The sequence below is a fragment of the Pseudomonas sp. RIT-PI-q genome (assembly GCF_001297125.1).
GTDB lineage: Bacteria > Pseudomonadota > Gammaproteobacteria > Pseudomonadales > Pseudomonadaceae > Aquipseudomonas.
The window spans coordinates 86231-112270 of record NZ_LHPC01000051.1 but is presented as its reverse complement, the minus strand read 5'-3'; the positions used below and the strand labels follow the sequence as shown (position 1 = coordinate 112270).

General features: G+C 60.5%; 24 protein-coding genes and 1 pseudogene. 19 read left to right on the top strand and 6 right to left on the bottom strand.

Features of this window, described 5'->3' with window-relative positions; all coding sequences use genetic code 11:
* Positions 1–9: 9 nt before the first annotated feature.
* The 6 genes from araG to AEQ67_RS27160 all read left to right on the top strand — a co-directional run bounded on the left by araG (position 10) and on the right by AEQ67_RS27160 (position 7029).
* Positions 10–1551 (top strand): L-arabinose ABC transporter ATP-binding protein AraG, encoded by a 1542-nt coding sequence (gene araG, locus AEQ67_RS27185; RefSeq protein WP_059406856.1) that lies wholly within the window; start codon positions 10–12, stop codon positions 1549–1551.
* A 9-nt stretch (positions 1552–1560) separates the two neighbouring features.
* On the top strand, positions 1561–2529 hold the full coding sequence (araH, locus tag AEQ67_RS27180) for an L-arabinose ABC transporter permease AraH (protein WP_059406855.1): 969 nt from the start codon (positions 1561–1563) through the stop codon (positions 2527–2529).
* 222 nt (positions 2530–2751) lie between these two features.
* Positions 2752–3465, top strand: a complete 714-nt coding sequence (locus AEQ67_RS27175; RefSeq protein ID WP_059406854.1) for a GntR family transcriptional regulator — start codon at positions 2752–2754, stop codon at positions 3463–3465.
* Positions 3462–4460 carry an ADP-ribosylglycohydrolase family protein gene (locus tag AEQ67_RS27170; RefSeq protein WP_059406853.1) on the top strand — a complete coding sequence of 333 codons (999 nt, stop codon included), beginning with the start codon at positions 3462–3464 and terminating at the stop codon, positions 4458–4460. The genes AEQ67_RS27175 and AEQ67_RS27170 overlap by 4 nt, the downstream gene beginning before the upstream one ends.
* A 180-nt stretch (positions 4461–4640) precedes the next feature.
* The gene (locus AEQ67_RS27165) at positions 4641–6107 is read left to right on the top strand and encodes a purine-cytosine permease family protein (protein WP_059406852.1); all 1467 of its coding nucleotides are present in this window, start codon (positions 4641–4643) and stop codon (positions 6105–6107) included.
* Positions 6100–7029, top strand: coding sequence for a PfkB family carbohydrate kinase (locus AEQ67_RS27160; protein ID WP_059406851.1), 930 nt, complete (start codon positions 6100–6102; stop codon positions 7027–7029). Before AEQ67_RS27165 ends, AEQ67_RS27160 begins: the two co-directional genes overlap by 8 nt.
* Before the next feature lie 133 nt (positions 7030–7162).
* Here the strand turns inward: AEQ67_RS27160 and AEQ67_RS27155 are convergent, their stop codons facing one another.
* The 4 genes and pseudogenes from AEQ67_RS27155 to AEQ67_RS27140 all read right to left on the bottom strand — a co-directional run bounded on the left by AEQ67_RS27155 (position 7163) and on the right by AEQ67_RS27140 (position 9535).
* Positions 7163–7543, bottom strand: coding sequence for a Rho termination factor N-terminal domain-containing protein (locus AEQ67_RS27155; RefSeq protein ID WP_059406850.1), 381 nt, complete (start codon positions 7541–7543; stop codon positions 7163–7165).
* Positions 7544–7613: 70 nt separating this feature from the next.
* On the bottom strand, positions 7614–7871 hold the full coding sequence (locus AEQ67_RS27150) for a hypothetical protein (RefSeq protein WP_059406849.1): 258 nt from the start codon (positions 7869–7871) through the stop codon (positions 7614–7616).
* A gap of 52 nt (positions 7872–7923) precedes the next feature.
* A complete protein-coding gene (locus tag AEQ67_RS27145) occupies positions 7924–8247 on the bottom strand; it encodes a hypothetical protein (RefSeq protein ID WP_059406848.1) in 324 nt (107 codons plus the stop codon).
* Between the two features lie 82 nt (positions 8248–8329).
* Positions 8330–9535: pseudogene (locus tag AEQ67_RS27140) on the bottom strand (MFS transporter).
* Positions 9536–9898: 363 nt separating this feature from the next.
* On the opposite strand from AEQ67_RS27140, the gene AEQ67_RS27135 reads away from it, so the two are divergent.
* The 6 genes from AEQ67_RS27135 to AEQ67_RS27110 all read left to right on the top strand — a co-directional run bounded on the left by AEQ67_RS27135 (position 9899) and on the right by AEQ67_RS27110 (position 15845).
* On the top strand, positions 9899–10381 hold the full coding sequence (locus tag AEQ67_RS27135) for a GNAT family N-acetyltransferase (protein ID WP_059406847.1): 483 nt from the start codon (positions 9899–9901) through the stop codon (positions 10379–10381).
* Positions 10382–10656: 275 nt separating this feature from the next.
* Entirely contained in the window at positions 10657–11649 is a 993-nt protein-coding gene (locus tag AEQ67_RS27130; protein WP_059406846.1) for a 2-dehydro-3-deoxygalactonokinase, read from the top strand.
* 19 nt (positions 11650–11668) lie between these two features.
* Entirely contained in the window at positions 11669–12289 is a 621-nt protein-coding gene (locus AEQ67_RS27125) for a 2-dehydro-3-deoxy-6-phosphogalactonate aldolase (RefSeq protein ID WP_059406845.1), read from the top strand.
* Positions 12290–12350: 61 nt separating this feature from the next.
* Complete coding sequence (gene dgoD, locus AEQ67_RS27120) at positions 12351–13499, top strand: galactonate dehydratase (protein WP_059406844.1); 1149 nt, start codon at positions 12351–12353, stop codon at positions 13497–13499.
* Positions 13500–13667: 168 nt separating this feature from the next.
* On the top strand, positions 13668–14978 hold the full coding sequence (locus tag AEQ67_RS27115) for an MFS transporter (RefSeq protein WP_059406843.1): 1311 nt from the start codon (positions 13668–13670) through the stop codon (positions 14976–14978).
* Between the two features lie 60 nt (positions 14979–15038).
* Positions 15039–15845: an IclR family transcriptional regulator gene (locus AEQ67_RS27110; protein WP_059406842.1), complete on the top strand. Its 807-nt coding sequence runs from the start codon at positions 15039–15041 to the stop codon at positions 15843–15845.
* Positions 15846–15849: 4 nt separating this feature from the next.
* Here the strand turns inward: AEQ67_RS27110 and AEQ67_RS27105 are convergent, their stop codons facing one another.
* Entirely contained in the window at positions 15850–16902 is a 1053-nt protein-coding gene (locus AEQ67_RS27105) for an NAD(P)-dependent alcohol dehydrogenase (protein WP_059406841.1), read from the bottom strand.
* 191 nt (positions 16903–17093) lie between these two features.
* Between AEQ67_RS27105 and AEQ67_RS27100 the strand changes: the two genes are divergently transcribed.
* Positions 17094–17984 carry an AraC family transcriptional regulator gene (locus AEQ67_RS27100; RefSeq protein WP_059406840.1) on the top strand — a complete coding sequence of 297 codons (891 nt, stop codon included), beginning with the start codon at positions 17094–17096 and terminating at the stop codon, positions 17982–17984.
* Between the two features lie 176 nt (positions 17985–18160).
* On the opposite strand, the gene AEQ67_RS27095 is transcribed toward AEQ67_RS27100, so the two are convergent.
* A complete protein-coding gene (locus tag AEQ67_RS27095) occupies positions 18161–19825 on the bottom strand; it encodes an electron transfer flavoprotein-ubiquinone oxidoreductase (protein WP_059406839.1) in 1665 nt (554 codons plus the stop codon).
* A 547-nt stretch (positions 19826–20372) separates the two neighbouring features.
* On the opposite strand from AEQ67_RS27095, the gene AEQ67_RS27090 reads away from it, so the two are divergent.
* The 6 genes from AEQ67_RS27090 to AEQ67_RS27065 all read left to right on the top strand — a co-directional run bounded on the left by AEQ67_RS27090 (position 20373) and on the right by AEQ67_RS27065 (position 26004).
* Positions 20373–21122: an electron transfer flavoprotein subunit beta/FixA family protein gene (locus AEQ67_RS27090; RefSeq protein WP_024164570.1), complete on the top strand. Its 750-nt coding sequence runs from the start codon at positions 20373–20375 to the stop codon at positions 21120–21122.
* A 2-nt stretch (positions 21123–21124) separates the two neighbouring features.
* A complete protein-coding gene (locus tag AEQ67_RS27085; protein WP_059406838.1) occupies positions 21125–22054 on the top strand; it encodes an electron transfer flavoprotein subunit alpha/FixB family protein in 930 nt (309 codons plus the stop codon).
* A gap of 188 nt (positions 22055–22242) precedes the next feature.
* Complete coding sequence (locus tag AEQ67_RS27080; protein WP_059406837.1) at positions 22243–23058, top strand: substrate-binding periplasmic protein; 816 nt, start codon at positions 22243–22245, stop codon at positions 23056–23058.
* Between the two features lie 9 nt (positions 23059–23067).
* The gene (locus tag AEQ67_RS27075; RefSeq protein WP_059406836.1) at positions 23068–23424 is read left to right on the top strand and encodes a DUF4398 domain-containing protein; all 357 of its coding nucleotides are present in this window, start codon (positions 23068–23070) and stop codon (positions 23422–23424) included.
* The gene (locus tag AEQ67_RS27070) at positions 23421–24233 is read left to right on the top strand and encodes an OmpA family protein (protein ID WP_059406835.1); all 813 of its coding nucleotides are present in this window, start codon (positions 23421–23423) and stop codon (positions 24231–24233) included. Before AEQ67_RS27075 ends, AEQ67_RS27070 begins: the two co-directional genes overlap by 4 nt.
* 331 nt (positions 24234–24564) lie before the next feature.
* A complete protein-coding gene (locus tag AEQ67_RS27065; protein WP_059406834.1) occupies positions 24565–26004 on the top strand; it encodes an aminotransferase-like domain-containing protein in 1440 nt (479 codons plus the stop codon).
* Positions 26005–26040: the final 36 nt, after the last annotated feature.

Sequence of the window (26040 nt, the reverse complement as noted above, 5' to 3'; positions counted from 1 at the left end):
GAGGTGGTTATGCAAGCGCAAACACACAGACAAGAACACCGCGGCGGCAGCTTGCGCTTCAACGGGATCGGCAAGACCTTTCCCGGCGTGAAGGCGCTGGACGGCATCAGCTTCGTCGCCCACCCGGGGCAGGTTCACGCGTTGATGGGCGAGAACGGTGCCGGCAAGTCGACGCTGCTGAAAATCCTCGGCGGCGCCTACACACCGAGCAGCGGCGACCTGCAGATCGGCGAACAAACGATGGTCTTCAAGTCCACCGCCGACAGCATCGCCAGCCGCGTTGCCGTGATCCATCAGGAGCTGCACCTGGTGCCGGAAATGACCGTGGCGGAGAACCTGTTCCTCGGTCATCTGCCGGCGAGTTTCGGCCTGATCAATCGCGGCGCATTGCGCCAGCAAGCGTTGGCCTGCCTCAAGGGCCTGGCCGATGAAATCGATCCGCAAGAGAAAGTCGGGCGCCTGTCCCTCGGCCAGCGCCAACTGGTGGAAATCGCCAAGGCGTTGTCTCGTGGCGCGCATGTGATTGCTTTTGATGAGCCGACCAGCAGCCTGTCGGCGCGGGAGATCGATCGCTTGATGGCGATCATCACTCGCCTGCGCGATGAGGGCAAAGTGGTGCTGTATGTCTCGCACCGCATGGAAGAAGTGTTCCGCATCTGCAACGCGGTGACGGTGTTCAAGGACGGCCGTTACGTGCGTACCTTCGAGGACATGAGCGAGCTGACCCACGATCAACTGGTCACCTGCATGGTCGGCCGCGACATCCAGGACATCTACGATTACCGCTCGCGCCAGCGGGGTGCGGTTGCGCTCAGGGTCGACGGTTTGCTCGGGCCGGGCTTGCGTGAGCCGGTGAGTTTCGACGCGCACAAAGGCGAGATTCTCGGGCTGTTCGGTCTGGTCGGCGCCGGGCGTACGGAGCTGTTGCGCATGCTCAGCGGACTGACGCGCAACACCGCCGGACGCCTCGAATTGCGTGGTCATGAACTGAAACTGCATTCACCTCGCGATGCGATCGCCGCCGGGATTCTGCTGTGCCCCGAAGACCGCAAGAAGGAGGGCATCCTGCCGCTCGCAAGCGTCGCCGAGAACATCAACATCAGCGCGCGCGGCGCCCATTCCACCTTCGGTTGCCTGTTGCGTGGCCTATGGGAAAAGGGCAACGCCGAGAAGCAGATCAAGGCGTTGAAAGTGAAGACGCCCAGCGCGGCGCAGAAAATCATGTACCTGTCCGGCGGCAATCAGCAGAAGGCCATTCTCGGTCGCTGGCTGTCGATGCCGATGAAAGTCCTGCTGCTCGACGAGCCCACTCGCGGCATCGACATCGGCGCCAAAGCCGAGATCTACCAGATCATCCACAACCTGGCCGAGAGCGGTATCGCGGTGATTGTGGTGTCCAGCGACCTGATGGAAGTGATGGGCATTTCCGACCGCATCCTGGTGCTCTGCGAAGGCGCGATGCGCGGCGAACTGTCCCGCGAACAGGCCAATGAATCCAACCTGCTGCAGCTGGCTTTGCCACGCCAACGCGCTGACGGCGTGGCGAACTGAGAGGTGACTATGACCATCCAAAACAACGCTCTGCCGACCCAGCGCAAACCGCTCGACCTGCGGCGCTTTCTCGATGACTGGGTGATGTTGCTGGCGGCTGTCGGGATCTTCGTCCTCTGCACCTTGCTGATCGACAACTTCCTTTCGCCGCTGAACATGCGTGGGCTGGGCCTGGCGATTTCCACCACGGGAATTGCCGCCTGCACCATGTTGTATTGCCTGGCGTCGGGGCATTTCGACTTGTCGGTGGGGTCGGTGATTGCCTGTGCCGGCGTGGTGGCGGCGGTGGTGATGCGCGACACCGACAGCGTGTTTCTCGGTGTCAGTGCGGCGCTGGTGATGGGGCTGATTGTCGGGCTGATCAACGGGATCGTGATTGCCAAGCTGCGGGTCAATGCGTTGATTACCACGCTGGCGACCATGCAGATCGTTCGCGGTCTGGCTTACATTTTTGCCAACGGCAAAGCGGTCGGTGTGTCTCAGGAGTCGTTCTTCGTCTTCGGCAACGGCCAGTTGTTCGGCGTGCCGGTGCCGATCCTGATCACCCTCGTGTGCTTCCTGTTTTTCGGCTGGCTGCTGAATTACACCACCTACGGGCGCAACACCATGGCCATCGGCGGTAACCAGGAAGCGGCGCTGCTGGCCGGGGTCAACGTTGACCGGACCAAGATCATCATCTTCGCCGTGCACGGGGTGATTGGCGCGTTGGCCGGGGTGATCCTGGCGTCGCGCATGACCTCGGGGCAGCCGATGATTGGTCAGGGTTTCGAACTGACAGTGATCTCGGCGTGCGTGCTGGGCGGGGTGTCGCTGAGCGGCGGGATCGGGATGATTCGGCATGTGATTGCCGGGGTGTTGATTCTGGCGATCATTGAGAATGCGATGAACCTGAAGAACATCGATACCTTTTATCAGTACGTGATTCGCGGTTCGATCTTGTTGCTGGCTGTGGTGATTGACCGGTTGAAACAACGCTAAGATTTTCGCTGATCTCGCGGACGCCATCGCGGGCAAGCCACGCTCCCACAGGTTACATGTCAATCGCATATACGTGAACGACACATAACCTGTGGGAGCGTGGCTTGCCCGCGATGGCGGTGTATTTGATTCACCCCTGCTATCACGAACAATCCCATCCTTCTGTCACTTCCCTTAAATATTCCTTGCTCGCCCCAACCCGTTTCGGTTATCACTTTGTACATGATTAGACAGGTACGATTTGACAAGAAACAACGGGTGGTCGACGAGCTCATCCGGCGCATCGAAACCGGCCTCATGGAGGACGGCTTTCTGTTGCCGGGTGAGCATCAGTTGGCTCAAGAATTCAAAGTCAGCCGAGGTACGCTGCGTGAAGCCCTGGCCGAGTTGAAACGGCGTCACTACATCGCGACGCAAAGCGGGGTCGGGTCCATCGTCACGTTCGACGGTGTGGTGCTCGATCAGCGCAGTGGCTGGGCCCAGGCCCTGGCGGACAGTGGCGCGTTTATCAATACCGAAGTGCTGCGGCTGGAGGCGGTAACCCGTCCGGACCTGCTGTCGCGTTTCGGCACCGACCAATTCATTACCCTCGATCGGCGCCGCCGTTCCACCGACGGCAAACTGGTTTCCCTCGAACGCTCATTGATGCCCGCCACCGGAGGCCTGGAAAGCCTGCCGCGCGTCGGCCTGATCGACAACTCCCTGACCATCACCCTGGCCGCCTACGGCTACATCGGCGAACGCGGCGATCAATGGATCGGCGCTGAACCCCTGAGCGCCGAAGACGCCGAACTGCTCGGCCGTCCGACCGGCACGGTGTTTCTCAAAGCCCTGCGCACCACTTACGACCGGCAGAACCGCTTCATGGAACAGGTCGAAAGCCTGCTCGACCCCGTGCACTTTCGCCTGCATTTGCAATTTGGATCGTCACAATGACCGCGCTCAATCGTGCCCTGGGCGCGTTCTACGGACTGGCCCTGGGCGACGCGCTGGGCATGCCGACTCAATCCCTGAGCCGCGCCGAGATCAAGTTGCGCTTCGGCGAGATCACCGATTTGCAAGACGCCGGCCCCGATCAACCGATCGCGGCCAACATGCCCAAAGGCTCGATCACCGACGACACCGAACAGGCGATCCTGGTCGGTCAGCTGCTGGTTGAAGGTGAAGGCCTCATCGAACCTTCGGTGCTCGCCCAGCGGCTGATCGAATGGGAAGCCGGGATGCAGGCCAAGGGCTCGCAGGATTTGCTCGGGCCTTCGACCAAACGGGCGATCGAGATGATCCTCGCCGGTCATTCGCCGGAAGAAGCGGGGCGCTATGGCACCACCAATGGGGCGGCGATGCGCATCACCCCGGTGGGGATTGCGGCGGACGTCGCCGATCCTGAACGCTTCATCAGCGCCGTGGTGCAAGCCTGCCAGGTTACCCATAACACCACGCTGGGGATTTCCAGCGCGGCGGCGGTGGCGGCAGTGGTCTCGGCCGGGATCAACGGCGTGGACCTGGGCGAGGCGTTGAACCTCGGCCAGCACATCGCCCAGCAAGCGGAAAGCCACGGCCATTGGGTTGCGGGTGGCCGCATCGCCTCGCGCATCAGCTGGGCGCGGACCCTCAGCGTCGACAGTGACAAAGGGATGCTCGCCGATTTGATGTACGACGTGATCGGCACGTCGGTGGCGTCGCAGGAATCGGTGGTGGTGGCGTTTGCCCTGGCCCAGCAAGTGGCCATTGGCGAAATCAATGCCTTCGAAGCGCTGTGCATGGCCGCCAGCCTGGGCGGCGACACGGATACCATCGCGGCGATTCTGGGTGCGATGCTGGGGGCCTGTCTCGGTCTAGAGAGTTGGCCAGTGGCGATGATTGAACAGGTTAAAGCCGTTAATGGCCTGGAGCTTGAACCCCTTGTGAAAGGACTCCTCACCCTCCGCTGAGGAACACAGCCCCCCTGTAGGAGCTGCCGAAGGCTGCGATCTTTTGATCTTGGCGGCCTTGACGCCGCTAAAAATCAAGATCAAAAGATCGCAGCCTTCGGCAGCTCCTACAGGGGCTTCGAATGCCGCCACATTGATTTATTGCCAACAACCACAACAATGGCAACAGGAGCATTTTTCATGAGTTCAACAAACGCCGGGCCAAGTGCCGGGCAACTGGAAACCCGAGGCATCGAACCGGTGCCGGAAGCCGAGTGCAACGGTCATCCGCTGCAACTGTTCTGGGTCTGGTTCGCCGCCAACATTTCCATCCTCGGCCTGCCGCTGGGCGCGACGCTGGTAGCCTTTCGCGGCCTGGCCATTTGGCAAGCGATCATCGTCGCGATCCTCGGCGCCGCCGGTTCCTTCGCGGTGGTCGGGATCATCTCCATCGCCGGCCGTCGTGGCCGCGCACCGAGCCTGACCCTGTCGCGAGCAATCTTTGGTGTGCGCGGCAATATCGGCCCGACCCTGGTCTCGCTGATGTCGCGCCTGGGCTGGGAAACCGTCAACACCACCACCGCCGCCTTCGTGTTGTTGTCGCTGTGCTCGATCCTGTTCGGCTCGCCGGTGGAAGCCAAAAGCGCACCTGTGTTGACGTTGGTCTTCATTGCGATTTTCGTGTTGCTGACGTTGTCGGTGTCCGGCCTCGGTCACGCCACCTTGCTGGTCATCCAGAAATGGGCGACGTACGTGTTCGGTGCGCTGAACATTCTGGTCGGCGGCTTCCTCTGCGCGACCATCGACTGGAGCGCCGTGTTCAACGCCACGCCGGCACCGCTGAGCGCCATGATCATCGGCGTCGGCACCATGGCCGCCGGCACCGGGATTGGCTGGGCCAACGCCGGTGCGGACATGTCGCGCTATCAGCACCGCAGCGTCAAGGCTGTGCGCCTGGTGGCCTCGGCGGCATTCGGTGCGGGCATTCCGCTGGTGCTGCTGATCACCCTCGGCGGCCTGCTGTCGGTGGGCAACAACGACCTCGCTTCGGCGACTGACCCGATCATCGCGATCCGCGACATGCTGCCGACCTGGATGGCCGTGCCGTACCTGATCACCGCGTTCGGCGGGCTGCTGCTGTCGAACAACCTGTCGGTGTACTCCGCCGGTTTGACCACGCTGACCCTCGGCCTCAAGGTCAAACGCGTGTACGCGGTGGTGGTCGACATCGTCGCGATTTTCGCCGGTTCGATCTACTTCATGCTGATCGCTGACAGCTTCTACGGCCCCTTTATCACGTTCATTTCTCTGCTGGCGGTGCCGATCACGGCGTGGGTCGGGATCTTCGTGGTCGACCTGATTCACCGTCATTACTACAGCCCCAAGGACCTGCTGGCCGTCAGCCCGAGCAGCGCCTACTGGTATCGCGGCGGCGTCGAGTGGCGTGCGTTTGGTGCGTGGGCGATAGCGATCGTGCTGGGTTTCAGTTTCACCACCATTGGCACTACCGAGCAAACTGTGTGGTTCCGCGGTTTCCTGTCTGACTCATGGCTGGGCCATAACGGCCTGGGCTGGATCGTGACGTTCCTGGTGGCCGGCGGGATTTACTTCGTACTCGGTGGGGCCAAGGATCGCCGCGCTGCACTGATCGAGAATGCTCATGCCTAAGCTGTTGCACACCGGCCAGGTCATCATCGACCTGGTCATGGCCGTGGATAAACTGCCCCAGCCGGGCGGCGACGTGTTGGCGCAGTCCGCCAGTTTCGAAGCCGGCGGCGGCTTCAATGTGATGGCCGCCGCCCAGCGCAATGGCTTGCCGGTGGTCTATCTCGGTCGTCATGGCACGGGCCGTTTCGGCGACCTGGCCCGGGAGGCGATGCAGGCTGAGGGCATCCGCATCGGCATCGCCCACCGGGCCGAGCGCGATACCGGATTGTGCGTCGCGGTGACGGATGCTTCGGCCGAGCGCAGTTTCATTTCCTACATCGGCGCCGAGGGCGAGGTGACTGCCGAGGACCTGGCCAGTGTGCCGGCCGAGGCGGGCGACTATGTCTACGTCAGCGGCTACAGCTTGCTGCAAGTCGGCAAGGCCCAGGCACTGGTGGATTGGGTGCTGGAGTTACCGGCCGGGATCAAGGTGGTGTTCGATCCGGGCCCGCTGGTGGATTCGCCGGACACGCCATTGATGCAGGCCCTGCTGGCGCGCATCGATGTGTGGACCAGCAACGGTGTCGAGGCGCTGCGGTTCACCGGTGCGTCGGAGATTGCCGAGGCGTTGGAGCGGCTGGCTGAGCATCTGCCGAGCGACGTGTTGATGGTGGTTCGCGATGGCCCGCAGGGCTGTTGGATCAGTCAGCGCGGTGACTGCCAGCATGTGCCGGGGTTCAAGGTCGAGGCGGTGGACAGCAACGGCGCCGGGGATGCCCATGCCGGGGGGTTTGTGGCCGGGGTGGCGCAGGGGTTGTCGGCGGTTGAGGCGGCGCGGCGGGCGAATGCGGCGGCGGCGTTGGCGGTGACCCGGTGGGGGCCGGCGACATCGCCGGGGGCGGCTGAAGTTGATGCATTGATCTGCAAGACTTTCAGCGGCTGACCTGCCGCCTTCGCGGGCAAGCCTCGCTCCTACAGGGATCAGCGTGTTCACAAAATTGTGTGTTCACTCCAAAAAACTGTGGGAGCGGGCTTGCCCGCGATGAGGCCATAAGATGCAACATCAATCCTGACGACTAGCCAGCCTTGCGCAACGCCTCAATCAACTCCTGCTTACGCATTGATGACCGCCCAGGAATCTGCTTCGCCCTGGCCTCTTTCATCAAACTGTCCACCGTCTGCGTATCGCGCGAAGCCTTGCTGTTACGCGAATGACCTTCACGGCTGGCCACCGCGCGTCGTGCCGATTCCTTACGATCTTCCGACTTTGCACTCGCCGGCTTCTTGCGCCCCGAGCCGCCGCTGCGTTCACCGCCACCGGACTGTTTATTGACCGTCGCCCAGGCACGCGCTTCGGCCTCATCTTTCGAGAGACCTTTGTGCTCGTAGCTTTCTTCGATGTGTTCGGCCTTGCGCTTTTGCTCGGCGGTGTATGTGTCTTTGCTTCCACGAGGCATGGGATTTCTCCTGCTGCTTGTAGAGTCTGGCAAACGGTCGCGGCCGCGCACGACCACGACCTCATGGGAGCTACTGAAGGCTCAGCTTGCGCGCCGCTTCAACCCCCGCAGCGCTGAGTTTGATCGGCAGGTTCAACGAATGCTCACCGGCCTCATTGCAGACCACATGACCGTGCTGAATCAGCCCACGGTCCTGCAATGTGGCGAGGGTGCTGGCCACGACTTTCTCCCCCCGGTAATTGTCCAGGACCTCCTTGCCCAAACCGCTCGGATGAGCGTGCAGCAGGCGGGTCAGGACTTCTTTTTCCAGGTTTTTATCGACGTTCATGCTTACCTCTTCATGGCTGTGGATAGGTATTGCTGGCGCTCGCGTGGGCGAACTATTGGCTGGCACCGCCTTCGGAACCCGAGCCACCGGTGGTGGTTTTCGAGCCGACGCCGGTGTCGGCGTTGTCAGGAGTCCGGGTGTCTGGCATGTTCATGCCACCTTGACGGCCCGCGTCGTTGCCTTGCGTCCGTGGGTCGGTGCCCGTGGACGGAGGCAAACTGCTGTCGACACCTGAGCCATTGGTGTTCATGCCGGGCGCGCTTTGGATGGCGGGGGATTTTGGCTTTTCAACCGGATCGGTCGGGCCGGTTGCGGCGAAGGCGGCGGATGACAGCAGGGTGGCGAGAGCGAGGGCAGTCAACTTGGACAGGATCATGGTGTCGTCTCCATTTATTAGAGTCCTTACCTGATGTTGGTCCGCCCTCGATTGGGTTGGTGCCTGATGAACGACGAACGGTTCAGGCCTGTTGCACGGTTTTAAGGGTGACGACACGACGCCAGATCAGCCGGCCCACGGTGATCAACCAGTTCAGCACGGCAATCGCCAACACCGTGAGCAGCAGCGTCGCCATCCCGTGTTCGACGATGATTTACCCGGCCAGCAACGGAAAACCAACCACGCCGATGAAGTAAGACAGGCTGAACAACAGCAAGGCTTGCGAGGTTGTACCGTTTGGCGCTTCGTTGGCCGCCAGACCGTTGATCACCGAGTAGGTCAGCCCGTAACCGACCCCGAGCATCACCGCCGCCAGCACATAGCTGAACCCGTCATCGACGACGAAACCGAACATCAGGATCGAACTCATCATCAAGCCTGACAGCAGGCAGGACGCCCGGAGCGGATCGCGCTTGACGACGAAACCGGCAATCAGCATTCGGCTGCTGATCGCGGCGCTCACGAAGCCAAGGAAGAACAACGAATAGTCGAGCGAGCGGCCCGCCGCATAGCTGGTTTGAAAACTCGACAGACCGCCGAACACGCACCCGCCGAGGCCGACCATGATGATCGGAAACAGTGCTTTTGAGGACAGCACCCGAGCGGTGGCGCGCCAGGAAATTCGCGACACCGCTGTCGATTGGACGGGCGCTTTTTTCAGCTGCACGTCCAGCCGCCAGAACAGTAAAACGCCGATCAGACTGGCCAGCGCCGCCAGGTAAAACGCCGCCGTGACCGGATAGCCGAGGGCGCTGGCGGCGCGCCCCAGCAACGGGCCACTGCCAATCCCGGTCATCATGCTGCCCGACAACAGGGCAAAGTATTTGGCCCGTTGCGCGGGTGACACCAGACTCGCCACGATGATCGGCCCCAGGGTGTAAAACACGCCCCAGCCCAACCCCAGCAACAGCCCGAAAAACAGCAGCCAATTGCCGAAGCCTGGTGTCAGTGCAAAACCCAGGCTGGCGGTCACCAGCAAGACACCAAACAGCGCAATCGAACGCGCCGCGCCGAGCAAATCAGACAAGTGCCCGGACACGATCACCGCCGCAAAAGTGCTGAGCATCGCCGCCGAAATCACACTGCCGGCATCGTGCTCGTTGCCGCCGCGTGAGCCGATCAACAGCGACAGCAAAAACGTCGAGCCGTAGGACAGCGACAACAAGTAACTGGCGAGGCAGAACAGGCCGAACAACCTGCTTGAGACCTGGGGTGGTGCAGTAGACATGACGCGGTTCCTTGACCCGATAGACGTGAGTGTCATCTATCTATCACGCGGGGCGTGGATGTTAGGTCTGAGGTTCGCGATGCCAGGGTTAGTGCAGGCCGGAGTAACGGGATGTGCGTCGCAACTCATTCTTTGTAGCAGCTGCCGAAGGCTGCGTTCGGCTGCGCAGCAGTCGTGAAATCAGACAACGCGGTGTATCAGCAAAGCCGTGTACTCAGGGTTCACGACTGCTACGCAGCCGAACGCAGCCTTCGGCAGCTGCTACAGGTATCAGGCCCGCTGATGACGTTTTCATTTCCGATGTGACGAGCGCCGCTCGCCGCCTTAGTATGGCGTTTTCCACTTTTTGACGAAGGCACGTCCATGACGATCGAGATCCGCCCGGCGACCCCCAGCGATGCACCGCAAATTCTCTCGTTCATCACGGAATTGGCCGACTACGAACGTGCCCGCCACGAAGTCATCGCCAGCGTCGCCGACATCGAGCGCAGCCTGTTCAGCGAAGGCGCCACCGCCCACGGCCTGATCTGCCTGCGCGATGGTTCGCCGATCGGCTTTGCGGTGTTCTTCTTCAGTTATTCCACGTGGCTGGGCAGCAACTGCCTGTACCTCGAAGACCTCTACATCACGCCCGAACAGCGTGGCGGCGGCGCCGGTAAAACCTTGCTGCGTCATTTGGCAAAAATCGCCTGTGCCAATGATTGCGGGCGGTTCGAGTGGAGCGTGCTGGACTGGAACAAACCGGCGATCGAGTTCTACAAATCCCTTGGCGCGCAACCGCAGGAAGAGTGGGTGCGGTATCGGATGGATGGGAAAGTGCTGCGCGAGTTTGCCGACGGCAATTGATGCGGCCTGCACCGAATCTGTAGGAGCTGGCTTGCCAGCGATGGCGTACTCAAGACCAACGCGACGCTTGAGCGTGGATCGCCAGCAAGCCGGCTCCTACAGGGCTGTGGTGGATTTCCGTGTGTGGTGCATCGCAGCAATCGAAGGCTGCGATTTTTTTTGCCTGTCAAAAACATATCCCAATATATGGGAGTGATATTTATATATTGAGATTTTAGTCCGTCCGGGTTTATAGTCCAGCTCACTCACTGCCAATAAACAAAACAGGTGAAGCGATGCTGGCGCAATTGATCGCGCTCGATTGGGGGACAACCTCATTACGTGCTTACAAACTTGCCGCAGGTGGCCAGGTGCTCGAACAGCGGTCGCTGTCGTCGGGGATCATGCAGCTGCCGCGCACGCCGCGAATCATCGCCGGTCAGGCCTGCACCGACGGTTTTGAACTGGCCTTCGACGAGGCCTGCGGCGACTGGCTCGACGCGCAGCCCGACTTGCCGGTGATTGCCTGTGGCATGGTCGGCAGCGCCCAGGGTTGGCGCGAAGCGGCTTACCGCGATACACCGGCGAACGTCGCCAATCTCGGAACTTCCCTACAAACGGTTCGCAGCCTTCGCGGCGTCGATGTGCACATCGTGCCGGGCGTGATTCAACGTTCGCGCCTGCCGAATGTGATGCGCGGTGAAGAAACCCAGGTGCTCGGCGTGCTGCAGAATCTGCCGAGCGGGGCGGGCGGTGATCTGTTGATCGGCCTGCCGGGCAGTCATTCGAAATGGGTGGAAGTGGCCGACGGCTGCATCGTGCATTTCGATACCTTCATGACCGGCGAAGTCTTCGCCGTGCTCAGCGAACACAGCATTCTGGGGCGCACCCAGCAAAAGGCTGCTTCGTTCGATGGCGAAGCCTTTGATCGCGGTGTGCAAGTGGCCCTGTCGGCGGACGGCGAAATCGGCCCGCTGTCGACGTTGTTCAGTGCCCGCAGCCTCGGCTTGACTGGCGAACTCAGCGCCACCGCCCAAGCGGATTATCTGTCCGGCCTGCTGATCGGCCATGAACTGTCGGCGTTGGCCAGCGTTCAGCGCCGTCGACGCAACAGCGTGCATCTGCCGTCGATCATCCTCATCGGCAATACCCAACTCTGTGCCCGCTACAGCCGGGCGCTCGATGCCTGTGGTTTTGCCCGGGTGACGCTGGCCGAACAAGCCACCGAACGCGGGTTGTGGCAACTGGCGCTCGCCGCCGGACTGATCACCGCGAACCCATCCCGTTAAACCTGACTGGAGGTCTGACATGCTCAAACAAGCACTGGCACAAAACGGTCTGATCGCGATCCTGCGCGGCCTGCGTCCGAAGGAAGCGGCAGCCATCGGCGACGTCCTGTACTCGGCCGGATTTCGCGTCATCGAAGTGCCGCTCAATTCCCCTGAGCCGTACGAAAGTATCCGCATCCTGCGCAATGCCTTGCCTGCCGATTGCCTGATCGGTGCCGGCACGGTGTTGACGCCGGAGCAGGTCGAGCAAGTGAAAGCGGCGGGTGGCCAGGTGATCGTCATGCCCCACAGCGATGCCAAGGTGTTGCGCGCAGGGAAAGCCGCCGGGCTGTACCTGTCGCCGGGTGTTGCCACGCCGACCGAAGCGTTTGCCGCGCTGGCCGAAGGCGCGGACGTACTGAAGATGTTCCCGGCCGAGCAGATGGGACCGGCAGTCGTCAAAGCCTGGCTCGCGGTGCTGCCGGCGGGAACGATCCTGGCGCCGGTTGGCGGCATCACCCCGGACAACATGCAGGTGTTTATCGACGCTGGCGTCAAAGGTTTCGGCCTCGGTTCCGGGTTGTTCAAGCCGGGCATGACGCCCGAGGAAGTGGCGGTGAACGCCAAGGCCTACGTCGCTGCATGGAACTCTCTGCGTTAAGACTTTCTGGCGCCGAGCGCGCTGCATCTAAAAGAGCTGCATCTACAAAAAGAGAGCACAGATGAAAATCACCAAACTGACCACCTTCATCGTTCCGCCGCGCTGGTGCTTCCTCAAGATCGAAACCGACGAGGGCGTGACCGGTTGGGGCGAGCCCGTGGTCGAAGGCCGCGCCCACACGGTCGCTGCTGCCGTTGAAGAATTGTCCGACTACCTGATCGGCAAAGACCCACGCAACATCGAAGACATCTGGACCGTGCTTTATCGTGGCGGCTTCTACCGTGGCGGCGCGATTCACATGAGTGCCCTGGCCGGTATCGATCAGGCGTTGTGGGACATCAAGGGCAAGGCCTTGGGTGTATCGGTCAGTGATCTGCTCGGTGGCCAGGTGCGCGACAAAATCCGCGTCTATTCGTGGATCGGCGGCGACCGCCCGGCCGACACCGCGCGTGCGGCGAAGGAAGCCGTCGAGCGTGGTTTCACTGCGGTGAAAATGAACGGCACCGAAGAGCTGCAGTTCCTCGATTCCTTCGAGAAAGTCGACCTGGCCCTGGCCAACGTCGCCGCCGTGCGTGACGCGGTGGGGCCGAACATTGGCATCGGCGTGGACTTCCATGGCCGGGTGCACAAGCCCATGGCCAAGGTGCTGATGAAGGAACTCGATCCGTACAAATTGATGTTCATCGAAGAGCCGGTGCTCAGCGAAAACTACGAAGCGCTGAAGGAACTGGCGCCGCTGACCAGTACGCCGATTGCCTTGGGTGAGCGGTTGTTCTCGCGCTGGGATTTCAAGCGTGTGCTCAGCGAAGGTTACGTCGACATCATCCAGCCCGATGCCTCTCACGCGGGCGGCATTACCGAGACGCGCAAGATCGCCAACATGGCTGAAGCCTACGACGTGGCGCTGGCGCTGCATTGTCCGTTGGGCCCGATTGCGCTGGCGGCGTGCCTGCAACTGGACGCGGTTTGCTACAACGCGTTCATCCAGGAGCAGAGCCTGGGCATCCACTACAACGAGAGCAACGACCTGCTGGATTACGTCAAGGATCCGCGAGTGTTCGATTACGACAAAGGCTTCGTGAAAATCCCCAACGGCCCGGGCCTGGGCATCGAGATCAACGAGGAATACGTGATCGAACGCGCCAAGGTCGGCCATCGCTGGCGCAACCCGATCTGGCGCCATGCCGATGGCAGTTTCGCCGAGTGGTGAGTGCTCCCTGACCCAATACAACCCCTGTGGGAGCGGGCTTGCCCGCGATAGCGTCCTGTCAGTCACATCAATATCGAATGTGCCGCCGCCATCGCGGGCAAGCCCGCTCCCACAGGGTTCAGCGCAAGTCTTCAAATCGCCCGATAAACATAAGAAGAGGCATTCCCCATGCAACCGCAAACCCTCACCGGGCAGGCGTCGTTGGTGACGCCCAGTCGCAAGCGTTTTTTCATCATGGTCCTGCTGTTCATCACCGTGGTGATCAACTACCTGGACCGCAGCAACCTGTCGATTGCCGCGCCGGCGCTGACCAGCGAACTGGGGATCGACCCGATCCACGTCGGGCTGATCTTCTCCGCGTTCGGCTGGACGTACGCCGCCATGCAAATCCCCGGCGGCTGGCTGGTGGATCGGGTGCCGCCGCGCATCCTCTACAGCGTCGCGCTGCTGCTGTGGTCGATTGCCACGGTGATGCTCGGCTTCGCCGCCAGTTTCATCGCGCTGTTCGTTTTACGCATGGCGGTCGGTGCGCTGGAAGCGCCGGCGTATCCAATCAACAGCCGTGTGGTGACGACGTGGTTTCCGGAGCGCGAACGTGCCACGGCCATCGGTTTCTACACCTCCGGGCAGTTCGTCGGCCTGGCATTCCTCACGCCGGTATTGGCCTGGTTGCAGCATCAATATGGCTGGCACATGGTGTTCGTCAGCACGGGTGCGGTGGGCATTCTGTGGGCGGTGATCTGGTACGCGGTGTATCGCGAGCCACGGGATTTCAAAGGTGCCAACGACGCGGAAATCGAGCTGATTCGCGAAGGTGGCGGGCTGGTGGATATCCAGGCTGAACAAGCCAAAGTCAAAGCGAAATTCAGCTGGACCGACCTCGGCATCGTCCTGAGCAAACGTAAACTCTGGGGCATCTACCTCGGCCAATTTTGCCTCAACTCAACGTTGTGGTTTTTTCTGACGTGGTTCCCGACGTACCTGGTGAAATATCGCGGCATGGACTTCATCAAGTCCGGCCTGTTGGCGTCGCTGCCGTTTCTCGCGGCCTTCGTCGGCGTGCTGTGTTCGGGGTTCTTTTCCGATTGGTTGATCCGTCGCGGCTACACAGTGGGTTTCGCCCGCAAGTTGCCGATCATTGGCGGCTTGCTGATTTCCACGTCGATCATCGGCGCCAACTTCGTTGAGTCGACGCCGCTGGTGATTGCCTTCCTCGCCTTGGCCTTCTTCGGCAATGGCCTGGCGTCGATCACTTGGTCGCTGGTTTCAACCCTGGCACCAGCTCGCCTGCTCGGATTGACCGGCGGGGTGTTCAATTTCATCGGCAACCTGTCGGCCATTGCCACGCCCATCGTCATTGGTTTCCTCGCCACCGGTGATTCGTTCGCCCCGGCGATCACCTACATCTCGGTTCTGGCGTTGCTGGGTGCACTTTCCTACATCTTGCTGGTGGGCAAAGTCGAGCGTATCAAGTTGTAGTCGCAGCCATCGGGCGACCATAATGCCGCCCGTTCACTCGCTCAACGGTAAAGGCTGGATATGCAGGAAGACGCCCCAAAAATCGCCAAGGACGCCGCGCCGACCGGCACCCAGACACTGCTTCGTGGTTTGGGTGTGGTTCAGGCCGTGGCCAGTGGCGCCCGCGATCTCAAGGAAATTGCCCGGCTGATCGGCACTACGCGCAGCACCACCCATCGTCTGGCCAGTTGCCTGGTAGACGAGCGTTACCTGCGCGTGGTGCCGCAAGTCGGTTACCTGTTGGGGCCGAAGCTGATCGAGTTGGGCTTCCAGGCGCGCGAAGAGCTGCCGCTGGTGACACTGGCCGGGCCGTATCTGGATGAGTTGTCGGCGTTGACCGGTGACACCATTCACCTGGCGATTCGCGAAGGCGACGAGGTGCTGTACCTGCACAAGAATCCGGGGCGCAATGGCCCGGAAATGCGTTCGCGGGTCGGCCATCGCATGCCGTTGGCGCGCACCGGGATCGGCAAGGCGCTGATGCTCGATGACACGCAGGAAGAATGGCAGCGGCTGTACGAAGTCAGCCTGCCGGCGGGGGGGAAAAATCAGTTCTGGCCGCAGCACCCGGAACAGTCCTGGGAGCAGTTTCAGCAGCGCATGGTCGAGTACGTGGCGGGCGGTTACGCCTTCGACCTGGAAGACAACGAACCGTCGATCCGTTGCGTGGCTGCGCCGATTCGTGATGCCAGCAAGCGAATCGTTGCCGGCATCAGCATCGCCAGCACCGTGCCGTACATGCCGCTGGAAAAAATGGCCGAGCTGATTCCCCTGATCAAAGGGGTCACAGCCCGGCTATCGGCGGAGCTTGGCGCTAAGCTGACTTGAAAAATCAGACCTTCAGCGTGGCCATGTCGATCACGAAACGGTACTTCACGTCACCGGCGATCATGCGGGTGTAAGCCTCGTTGATCTGACGGATGTCGAGCATTTCGATGTCGCAGGTGATGCTGTGCTCGGCGCAAAAATCCAGCACTTCCTGGGTTTCGGCGATGCCGCCGATCAGCGAGCCGGCCAGTACCCGACGGCCCAACACCAGTTTGGCCGCGTGGACTGGCGGATCAATCGGTTCGATCAACCCCACCAAAATGTGCACGCCGTCGAAACGCAGGGTGTCGAGGTAGGGATTGAGGTCGTGCTGCACCGGGATCGTGTCGAGCAGGAAGTCGAAATGTCCGGCCGCTGCCTTCATCTGCTCGGCATCGGTGGACACGATTACGTGGTCCGCGCCTTGGCGACGACCTTCTTCGGCCTTGTTCGCCGAGCGGGTGAACAACGTCACTTCCGCGCCCATGGCCTTGGCGAACTTGATGCCCATGTGGCCGAGGCCGCCCATGCCGAGAATCCCGACCTTGTCGCCGGCTTTCACGCCGTAGTGTTTGAGCGGCGAGTAGGTGGTGATGCCGGCGCAGAGGATCGGCGCGGCACTGGCCAGGTCGAGTTTTTCCGGGATGCGCACCACGAAGTGCTCGCTGACCACGATGCTGTCGGAGTAGCCGCCCATGGTGTTGCTGCCATCGACCCGGTCCGGGGTGGCGTAGGTCATGGTCGGACCTTCGAGGCAGTATTGCTCGAGGTTGGACTGGCAGGCTTCGCAGCTGCGGCACGAATCGACCATACAACCGACGCCGACCAGATCGCCGACCTTGTGTCGGGTGACGTTCGCACCGACAGCGGTAACTTTGCCTACGATCTCGTGACCGGGCATCAACGGGTAAACGGCAATGCCCCACTCGTTGCGTGCCTGATGGATGTCGGAATGGCAGACACCACAGTAGAGAATATCGATCGCCACGTCGTCGGCCCGAGGGCTGCGGCGTTCGAATTTCACGGGGGCGAGGGGAGTGGTAGCCGACTGGGCGGCGTATCCGATAGCGGTGTACATGAGGAACCTCGCAAAAGCAGTGACAGGTGAGGTAGCGAATTCTGGGCGCCGTACCTGTCAGCGACCATGGCGAATCCTCCGGGTGTCATGCCTAATCCTCCGGTATCGGTCTTTGAACGAGCGCATTGGCGATCAGACCTGCGATGATGCTTTCATCCCTTTTTCCGCGACTTTTTCTGTGAAGAGCTCCCATGTTGTTGACCCGTCATGTTGACGCCAATGCCACGCTGGTTTCGTTGATTGAGCCGCTGACCACGCGCGACGGATTCGCGCCCACCGCCTTGCCGGGTGTGCAGGTTTTGCGCGCCAGTTGCGATGTCGCCCGTGGTCCGCAGATCTACGAGCCAAGCCTGGTAATCATCGCGCAAGGCAGCAAGTTGGCGTATCTGGGCCCGCGAACGCTGGAATACGGTGCCGGGCATTATTTGATTCAGGCGTTGCCGGTGCCGTTTGAATGCGAGACGTTTTCGGCGCCCGATGGCCCGATGCTGGGCGTGTCTATCGCCATTGACCGGGTGTTGCTCGGTGAGTTGGTATTGGCCATGAGGCTGGCGCCGGCGCGCTACATTGCGGCGCAGACGCCAGAATCCATGACCTCGGCGGTGCTCGACGATGCGATGCGTGGGTGTGTCGAGCGGCTGTTGCAGTGCCTGCACGATCCGCTGGAATGCCAGGTGATGGGACAGGCGCGATTGCGCGAGTTGTTGTTCGTCGCCTTGCGCGGGCCGCAAGCAGATGTGTTGCGGGCGCTGGTCGAGCAACAGGGGCAATTTGCGCGGATCGCGGCATCACTCAGCCATTTGCATGCGCATTACACCGAACCCTTGAACGTCGAGACACTGGCCAGTTGCGCGAACATGAGTGCATCGACCTTTCACGAGCATTTCAAGCGCAGCACCCTGTTGTCGCCGGTGCAGTATTTGAAGCGCTTGCGTTTGCTCAAGGCGCAGACGTTGCTGGTGGCCGAAGGGTTGGGAGTGGCGCAGGTGGCGCATCGAGTGGGGTATCAGAGCACGTCGCAGTTCAGTCGCGAGTACAAGCGCTACTTCGAGCGCAGTCCCGGCGATGAACGCGCCGCCTGATCCACCGCAATTCCCTTGTAGGAGCCGGCTTGCCGGCGAATACGGTGTATCTGCCAGCCTCTATGTGACTGACACAGCGCATTCGCCAGCAAGCCGGCTCCTACATGTATGGGTGCTTGAATCTCGGGCAACAAAAAGGCCCCCATTTCGGGAGCCTCGATGTTCAGGCGTTCGACTTACATGTTCGGGTAAGTCGGGCCGCCAGCACCTTCCGGCGCCACCCAGGTGATGTTCTGTGCAGGGTCCTTGATGTCGCAGGTCTTGCAGTGAACGCAGTTCTGGGCGTTGATCTGGAAGCGCTTCTCGCCGTCTTCCTTGGTCACCACTTCGTACACGCCGGCCGGGCAGTAACGCTGGGCAGGCTCATCGTACAGCGGCAGGTTCTTGCCGATCGGAATGCTCGGGTCAGTCAGCTTCAAGTGGCAAGGTTGTTCTTCTTCATGGTTGGTCCCGGAGATGAACACCGAGCTGAGTTTGTCGAAGCTGATCTTGCCGTCCGGTTTCGGGTAGTCGATCTTCTTGCAGTCGGCCGCCAGCTTGAGGCAAGCATAATCCGGCTTGGTGTCGTGCAAGGTGAACGGCAGTTTGCCGCCGAAGATGTTCTGGTCGAGCCAGTTGAAACCGCCGCCGACGATGGCGCCGAACTTGTGGATCGCCGGGCCGAAGTTGCGGCTGGCGAACAGTTCGTCGTAGAGCCAGCTCTTCTTGAACGCGTCGACGTAAGTGGTCAGCTCTTCCGTGCCGTCCTTCTCAGCGAACAGCGCTTCGGCCACGGATTCAGCGGCGAGCATGCCGGACTTCATCGCGGTGTGGCTGCCTTTGATCTTGGCGAAGTTCAGGGTGCCAAGGTCGCAACCGATCAGCGCGCCGCCCTTGAAGACCATTTTCGGCAGCGAATTCAGGCCGCCTTTGCAGATGGCGCGCGCGCCGTAGCTGATGCGCTTGCCGCCTTCCAGGTACTGCTTGAGCACCGGGTGATGCTTGAGGCGCTGGAACTCGTCGAATGGCGACAGGTAGGTGTTGCTGTAGGACAGATCGACGATCAGGCCGACCACCACCTGGTTGTTTTCCAGGTGATAGAGGAACGAGCCACCGGTGTTCTCGGTGCCCATGATGTCCAGCGGCCAACCGGCGGTGTGGACTACCAGGCCCGGCTGATGCTTGGCCGGGTCGATTTCCCAGATTTCTTTCAGGCCGATGCCGTAGTGCTGGGCGTCGGCATCGCTGTCGAGGTTGAAGCGCTTGATCAGCTGCTTGCCGATGTGGCCACGGCAGCCTTCGGCGAACAGTGTGTACTTGCCACGCAGTTCCATGCCTGGGGTGTACAAGCCTTCTTTCGGATGGCCTTCGCGATCCACGCCCAGGTCGCCGGTGATGATCCCGCGAACTACGCCGTTCTCGTCGAACAGCGCTTCCTGAGCGGCGAAGCCCGGGTAGATTTCTACGCCCAGGTTCTCGGCCTGCTGGGCCAGCCAGCGGCACAGGTTGCCCAGGGATATGATGTAGTTGCCTTCGTTGTGCATGGTCTTGGGCACAAAGAGGTCAGGAATTTTCTGCGCGCTGTCGGCATTCTTGAGGACGAAAATGTCGTCGCGGGTGACTGGCGTGTTCAGCGGCGCGCCGAGTTCTTTCCAGTCCGGGAACAATTCGTTCAGGGCGCGTGGTTCAAATACGGCACCGGACAAGATGTGAGCACCGACTTCGGAGCCTTTTTCGACCACGCAGACGCTGATTTCCTTACCGGCTTGCGCAGCCTTCTGCTTCAAGCGGCAGGCGGCGGAAAGACCAGCGGGGCCGGCACCGACGATGACGACGTCGAATTCCATGTATTCGCGTTCCACAGGTTATCTCCTACTCAAGGCTCAACAGTTTTTTTTCTAATTGGAGGTTTGGTGTCGCATCCATGAATTCCTGCGCAATGCTGGAAGAGGACAATCGATGAACCACCTTTCTCTCTGGGTGGCGCATTATATCTACACCACTCCTAGCGTCCAATACAAACGTTTGTTTGAATCGGCTCAAAGCCAGAGAAATCAAAGTCACGCGGCTTATGACTGGCCATTTTGCCGTATTGACCGGAATAGGCGTTCCGGTCAAGATACGGTCGGTTTTGCGCTCGCCGTAGGCTGACTGTTGGTTTCAAGAGCACCTCTAAAGACAGGGCGATGGCAGTACAAGGTGTGACGCCGCGCGGGTTTGGCGCGCAGTTTACACGCAGCGATAATGAATGACTCGTTGGTCACCACTGACGAACGGTCATGAGCATCGTGAGCGATGGTCCCTTGACACATTTGCCGGCGTTTTTGGAGGTGCCCTTGCGCCCGATGAGCATCAACCGCCAGGTTCGCCTAGGCGACTTTCTTTTCACCGGAGAGTAACGAGGAATCCATGAAGGTTCTTGTAGCTGTCAAACGCGTTGTGGATTACAACGTCAAGGTTCGCGTCAAGGCGGACAATTCCGGCGTCGACCTCGCTAACGTGAAGATGTCGATGAACCCATTCTGCGAAATCGCAGTGGAAGAAGCCGTACGCCTGAAAGAGAAAGGCGTTGCGACTGAAATCGTCGTCGTCTCGATCGGCCCGTCCACCGCTCAAGAGCAACTGCGCACCGCGCTGGCTCTGGGTGCCGACCGCGCCATCCTCGTCGAATCCGCTGAAGATCTGACTTCCCTGGCCGTTGCCAAACTGTTGAAAGCTGTTGTCGACAAGGAACAGCCTCAGCTGGTGATCCTTGGCAAACAGGCGATCGACAGTGACAACAACCAGACTGGCCAGATGCTCGCTGCACTGAGCGGTTACGGTCAGGGCACGTTCGCTTCCAAAGTCGAGATCAGTGGCGACAGCGTTGCCGTGACTCGCGAAGTCGACGGCGGCGCGCAGACGGTTTCCCTGAAACTGCCGGCCATCGTCACCACCGACCTGCGTTTGAACGAGCCGCGTTATGCGTCCCTGCCAAACATCATGAAAGCCAAGAAGAAGCCTCTCGAAGTGCTGACTCCGGACGCTTTGGGCGTTTCCACCGCCTCCACCAACAAGACCGTGAAAGTCGAAGCGCCTGCTGCACGCAGCGCGGGTATCAAGGTCAAGTCGGTGGCTGAACTGGTCGAGAAACTGAAAAACGAAGCGAAGGTAATCTAATCATGACTATCTTGGTAATCGCTGAACACGACAACAAAGTGCTGGCCCCGGCCACACTGAACACCGTGGCTGCTGCCGCCAAAATCGGTGGCGACATCCACGTGCTGGTTGCAGGCCAGGGCGCTGGCGCCGTGGCTGAAGCCGCAGCGAAAATCGCTGGTGTGAGCAAAGTCCTGAACGCTGACAATGCTGCTTACGCGCATCAGCTGCCGGAAAACGTTGCGCCGCTGGTGGCCGAACTGGGCAAGGGCTACAGCCACATCCTGGCTGCCGCTACTTCCAACGGCAAAAATATCCTGCCGCGCGTTGCCGCGCAGCTGGACGTTGACCAGATCTCCGAGATCATCTCGGTCGAAAGCGCTGACACTTTCAAGCGTCCGATCTATGCCGGTAACGCCATCGCTACCGTTCAGTCGAACGCTGCGGTCAAAGTGATCACCGTGCGTGCCACCGGTTTCGACCCGGTGGCGGCTGAAGGTGGTTCGGCTGCGGTTGAAGCCGTTGCCGCTGCTCACGATGCTGCGATTTCCAGCTTCGTCGGCGAAGAACTGGCCAAGTCCGATCGTCCGGAACTGACCGCTGCCAAGATCGTCGTTTCCGGCGGCCGCGGCATGCAGAACGGCGACAACTTCAAACACCTGTACGCCCTGGCTGACAAGCTGGGCGCTGCTGTCGGCGCTTCCCGCGCTGCGGTCGACGCAGGTTTTGTACCCAACGACATGCAGGTCGGTCAGACCGGCAAGATCGTTGCTCCACAGCTGTACATCGCGGTCGGTATCTCCGGCGCGATCCAGCACCTGGCCGGCATGAAAGACTCCAAAGTGATCGTTGCGATCAACAAGGACGAAGAAGCGCCGATCTTCCAGGTGGCCGATTACGGCCTGGTGGCGGACTTGTTCGAAGCCATCCCTGAGTTCGAGAAGCTGGTCTAATCCAGCGGCCTGACTTATAAAGAGCCCGACCTTTTGGTCGGGCTTTTTTTTGCTTTTCTGTAGGAGCTGTCGAGTGAAACGAGGCTGCGATCTTTTGATCTTGTTTTTACAAAGCGAAATCAAAAGATCGCAGCCTCGTTTCACTCGACAGCTCCTACAGGTAAACCGTTTGAGTGGAGTGTATTGCCATGGATCTGCGCCGCGTGTTCGGTTGGTCATTGTTGCTGTTGCCGGCGCTGTCTTTCGCCGCGGGCAAGTGCGAACGGCTGGTGGTGACCGGCAGTCCGGATGCGCCGCCGTACCTGTGGCAAGACCCGCAGAACCCCAAGCACCTGATCGGCGCCAGTGCCGATTTGTTGCAGCAAGTGGCGGGAGAGGTGGGCATCAAGGGCGAAATACTCTACGCCGGCAAACGCTCCCCGGCCCTGGACGAAGTGCGCAGCGGGCGCATGGACATGCTGGCCGATGCACCGTTGACCGTCAGCGAACTGGAGTCACTGGATTACATTCATCCGCCGTTGCTGGAAAACGATTACCTGGTCTGGACCCGCAAAGACTCGGCATTGGTCTACAACCAAGTGCAAGACTTGCACGGCCATCCCGGCGCTTTGTCGGAAAAGTCTCGAATGACGCAGGCATTCGGCATGTTCGCCGAGCAGCAATTGACCCTCGTACGTACGCCCAACCTGACCCAGGCCCTGCAGAAATTGCTCTTGGGCGAAGTGGAATTTGTCCTCGCGGGACGTTACTCGGGCATGGCCGCCGCGCAGGCACTGAGCATGGCCAACGATCTGGTCGCTCGACCACAACCAGTCGACAAACCCGGTCTGTTCCTCGCGGTTTCCCACAACTCCGCCTGCAACGATCCGTGGTTGCGCGGACAGCTGGCCAAAAAGATGACAGAATTGCCCGCGTCCGGACTGACGGAAGCTGTGCTGCAACGCAACATCGAGCGTTGGAAAGCGCAGCAACAGCAACAACCCGCCAGTACCCCAAAACAGTAGGGATTTTTAGTGAGTATTCGACCTCTTTTCGCTGCCCTGGCCGTTCTGGCTCTGGCGGGTTGTGCAGCCGATCCGGCGCCGAATGAACAATTGCGCCTGACCGAGCAGGCACTCGAACAAGCCAAGGCCGTCGGCGCCACAGCCGATGATGTACCGGAAATGAAATTGGCCGAAGACAAGTTCAACCGTGCCAAGGGCAGCATGAACGACCAATCCTTCAAGAATGCACGCATGCGCGCCGAACAGGCCGAGCTGGATGCGCGCCTGGCCGAAGCAAAGGTGCTGACCCTCAAGAGCGAGGAACAGCTGAATGTGCTCAATACCCGTATCACTCGCCTGCGCAAGCAACTGGGAGATGCCCAATGAGCCTCAAGACCAAAGCATTCGGCGCCTTGATGCTGGCGGGTTGCGCGAGCCTCTATGGCTGTGCCGGTCAACACAGCGAGGCCGCGTTGCAGCAGGCCGGCGCCGACTTCCAGAAGGTCAAGGAAGACTCCAATGTGCTGCGTATCGCGCCCAAGGACGTGATCCGTGCCGGTGAATCCCTGGCCCGCGCCGATCGTCTGTCCAGCTACTGGGGCAGCGGTTCGGACGTGGTGCATTACGCTTACCTGAGCCAGCGCTACAGCGAAATCGCTCGGGAGCACACCAATCAGGTGCTCAACGAAGAGCGCGCGGCGAAGCTCGAACTGGAACGTCAGCGCCTGCAATTGGCCTTGCGCGAATCGAAATTGCTCAGCGTGCAGCAGCAGGGCAAATGGCTTGAAGAACAGATTGTCGCGCTGGCAACCACCCAGACCGATCGTGGCCTGGTGATGACCCTCGGCGATGTGCTGTTCGATACCGGCGAGGCAGAGTTGAAAAACTCGGCCAACCGCGTGGTGCTGAAGATCGTGCAGTTCCTGCAGCTCAACCCCAAGCGCGTGGTGCGCATCGAAGGCTATGCCGACAGTACCGGCGGCAAGCAGGAAAACCTCAAGCTGTCCCGTGACCGTGCGCAATCGGTGGCGGACGTGCTGATGGACCTGGGCATCGACGACAAGCGTATTCAGGTTGAAGGTTACGGCGATGAATACCCGGTGGACGTGAACGCCTCCGAACGGGGACGTGCGCAGAACCGTCGGGTGGAAATTGTGTTTTCCGACGAAAAAGGCCAGCTCGGCGCTGCCCGTTAAGGGACCAAAGTCCCGTAGGAGCTGTCGAGAGAAACGAGGCTGCGATCTTTTGATCTTGTTTTTAAAAAGCAAAATTAAAAGATCGCAGCCTCGTTTCACTCGACAGCTCCTACACAGCTCCTACACAGCTCCAACAACCCGGCCTGCCATGCAGCGCCGGGTTTTTTTACGCCTGCTGGTTAGCGCGGCGCATGCCAGAAAAAGCAGTACAGATTTTGCTGACACCGCACTGTACGGTCGACTATTGTGGCAACTGTCCCCGTACACTTCTAAACTGTTCCGGTATTGTTTCACACAAGAATAAAATGCCCGTGAAATCGAGTGCTGCGTCATGACCAATCTCTTGCTCTACCAACGTATTGCTCAACAACTGGCCGAAGACATCCGCCGTGGTGTCTATCAACCGGGGGAGCGCGTGCCTTCGGTGCGCAAGATGAGCTCGCAGCTCAACGTCAGCCATGCGACGGTGTTGCAGGCGTACGCCAACCTCGAAGATCAGGGGCTGATCCGTGCCCGGCCGCAGTCCGGTTATTACGTGCACCAGACGCCAGCCCTCACCGCACCGACACCGGACATTGCCCGGGTCGAGCGTCCCGGTCTGGTCACCCGCAGCAGCATCATTCAGCAAGTGTTGGTCGAATCCCGTCGCGAAGGCGTCTTTCCCTTGGGCGCCGCAGTGCCCAGCGTCGACTATTTGCCGGTGCGGGCGCTGCATCAGCAGTTGGCCAAAGTCACCCGTTTCCATAGCCCGCGCGCCTTCAGCTACATGTTCAGCCCCGGTTTCGAACCGTTGCGCCGGCAAGTGGCGATTCGTATGCGTGACGCTGGCGTGGTGGTCGACCCCTCGGAAGTGGTGATCACTCACGGCTGCGTCGATGCCTTGCAGATGTCCTTGCGCGTGCTGACCCGACCGGGCGATTTGATCGCTGCCGAGTCGCCGACCTATTACGGTTTGCTGCAACTGGCTGACCTGCTGGGCCTCAAAGTCATCGAGATTCCCAGCGATCCGGCCACCGGCATGAGCCTTGAAGCCCTGCAACTGGCCGCCAACCAGTGGTCGATCAAAGCCCTGGTGCTGACCACTCGTCTGAGCAATCCATTGGGCGGCACGATGCCCGAAGAGCGGCAGAAGCAATTGCTGCGTCTGGCCTCGGATTTCGATATCCAGATTGTCGAAGACGATATCTACGGCGAACTGATGTTCGAGCAAGGTCGCACCAAATCACTCAAGGCCTATGATCGGCTGGATCGGGTGATCTATTGCTCAAGCTTCTCCAAAACCCTGTCACCGGGTGTGCGGATCGGCTGGATGATTGCGGGTAAATACCAGCAGGAAATCCAGCGTTTACAGACCTTCAGTACCCATTCGGCTTGCAGCGTCACGCAGATGGGTATTGCCGCCTATCTGGAAAACGGCGGTTACGACCGGCATTTGCGCTACATCCGTCAGGAATACCGCAAGAACCTCAGCGCCTTCCAGCTGGCGGTGCAGCAGTATTTCCCGGAAGGCACGCAGATGACCCGGCCGACGGGCGGCTTCATTCTGTGGGTCAGTCTGCCGGGGCGGGTCAACACCCAGGAACTGCACGTGCGCGCCTTGCAACAAGGCATCAGCATCGCGCCGGGGCTGATTTTCAGTAACACCGAGCAGTTCAATCACTGCATCCGGCTGAACTGCGGTACACCCTGGAACCGTGAAGCGGAGCGCGCCTTGATGACCCTCGGCATGCTCGCCACCCAGCTTTGCCAGGAAATGGCCGGCGGCATCTGACAGGATGGGCAGGTTCTTCCTGCCCGAGCTTGTCTT

Bases quoted from the DNA above. Each gene is read 5' to 3' on its own strand.
- AEQ67_RS27110 (WP_059406842.1), top strand. From the start codon at position 15,039: ATGCAGGAAGACGCCCCAAAAATCGCCAAGGACGCCGCGCCGACCGGC.
- AEQ67_RS27085 (WP_059406838.1), top strand. From the start codon at position 21,125: ATGACTATCTTGGTAATCGCTGAACACGACAACAAAGTGCTGGCCCCG.
- AEQ67_RS27080 (WP_059406837.1), top strand. From the start codon at position 22,243: ATGGATCTGCGCCGCGTGTTCGGTTGGTCATTGTTGCTGTTGCCGGCG.
- AEQ67_RS27115 (WP_059406843.1), top strand. From the start codon at position 13,668: ATGCAACCGCAAACCCTCACCGGGCAGGCGTCGTTGGTGACGCCCAGT.
- AEQ67_RS27145 (WP_059406848.1), bottom strand. From the start codon at position 8,247: ATGATCCTGTCCAAGTTGACTGCCCTCGCTCTCGCCACCCTGCTGTCA.
- AEQ67_RS27105 (WP_059406841.1), bottom strand. From the start codon at position 16,902: ATGTACACCGCTATCGGATACGCCGCCCAGTCGGCTACCACTCCCCTC.
- AEQ67_RS27065 (WP_059406834.1), top strand. From the start codon at position 24,565: ATGACCAATCTCTTGCTCTACCAACGTATTGCTCAACAACTGGCCGAA.
- AEQ67_RS27090 (WP_024164570.1), top strand. From the start codon at position 20,373: ATGAAGGTTCTTGTAGCTGTCAAACGCGTTGTGGATTACAACGTCAAG.
- AEQ67_RS27155 (WP_059406850.1), bottom strand. From the start codon at position 7,543: ATGCCTCGTGGAAGCAAAGACACATACACCGCCGAGCAAAAGCGCAAG.
- AEQ67_RS27150 (WP_059406849.1), bottom strand. From the start codon at position 7,871: ATGAACGTCGATAAAAACCTGGAAAAAGAAGTCCTGACCCGCCTGCTG.
- AEQ67_RS27130 (WP_059406846.1), top strand. From the start codon at position 10,657: ATGCTGGCGCAATTGATCGCGCTCGATTGGGGGACAACCTCATTACGT.
- AEQ67_RS27070 (WP_059406835.1), top strand. From the start codon at position 23,421: ATGAGCCTCAAGACCAAAGCATTCGGCGCCTTGATGCTGGCGGGTTGC.
- araG (WP_059406856.1), top strand. From the start codon at position 10: ATGCAAGCGCAAACACACAGACAAGAACACCGCGGCGGCAGCTTGCGC.
- AEQ67_RS27170 (WP_059406853.1), top strand. From the start codon at position 3,462: ATGACCGCGCTCAATCGTGCCCTGGGCGCGTTCTACGGACTGGCCCTG.
- AEQ67_RS27160 (WP_059406851.1), top strand. From the start codon at position 6,100: ATGCCTAAGCTGTTGCACACCGGCCAGGTCATCATCGACCTGGTCATG.
- AEQ67_RS27100 (WP_059406840.1), top strand. From the start codon at position 17,094: ATGTTGTTGACCCGTCATGTTGACGCCAATGCCACGCTGGTTTCGTTG.
- AEQ67_RS27175 (WP_059406854.1), top strand. From the start codon at position 2,752: ATGATTAGACAGGTACGATTTGACAAGAAACAACGGGTGGTCGACGAG.
- araH (WP_059406855.1), top strand. From the start codon at position 1,561: ATGACCATCCAAAACAACGCTCTGCCGACCCAGCGCAAACCGCTCGAC.
- dgoD (WP_059406844.1), top strand. From the start codon at position 12,351: ATGAAAATCACCAAACTGACCACCTTCATCGTTCCGCCGCGCTGGTGC.
- AEQ67_RS27165 (WP_059406852.1), top strand. From the start codon at position 4,641: ATGAGTTCAACAAACGCCGGGCCAAGTGCCGGGCAACTGGAAACCCGA.
- AEQ67_RS27135 (WP_059406847.1), top strand. From the start codon at position 9,899: ATGACGATCGAGATCCGCCCGGCGACCCCCAGCGATGCACCGCAAATT.
- AEQ67_RS27125 (WP_059406845.1), top strand. From the start codon at position 11,669: ATGCTCAAACAAGCACTGGCACAAAACGGTCTGATCGCGATCCTGCGC.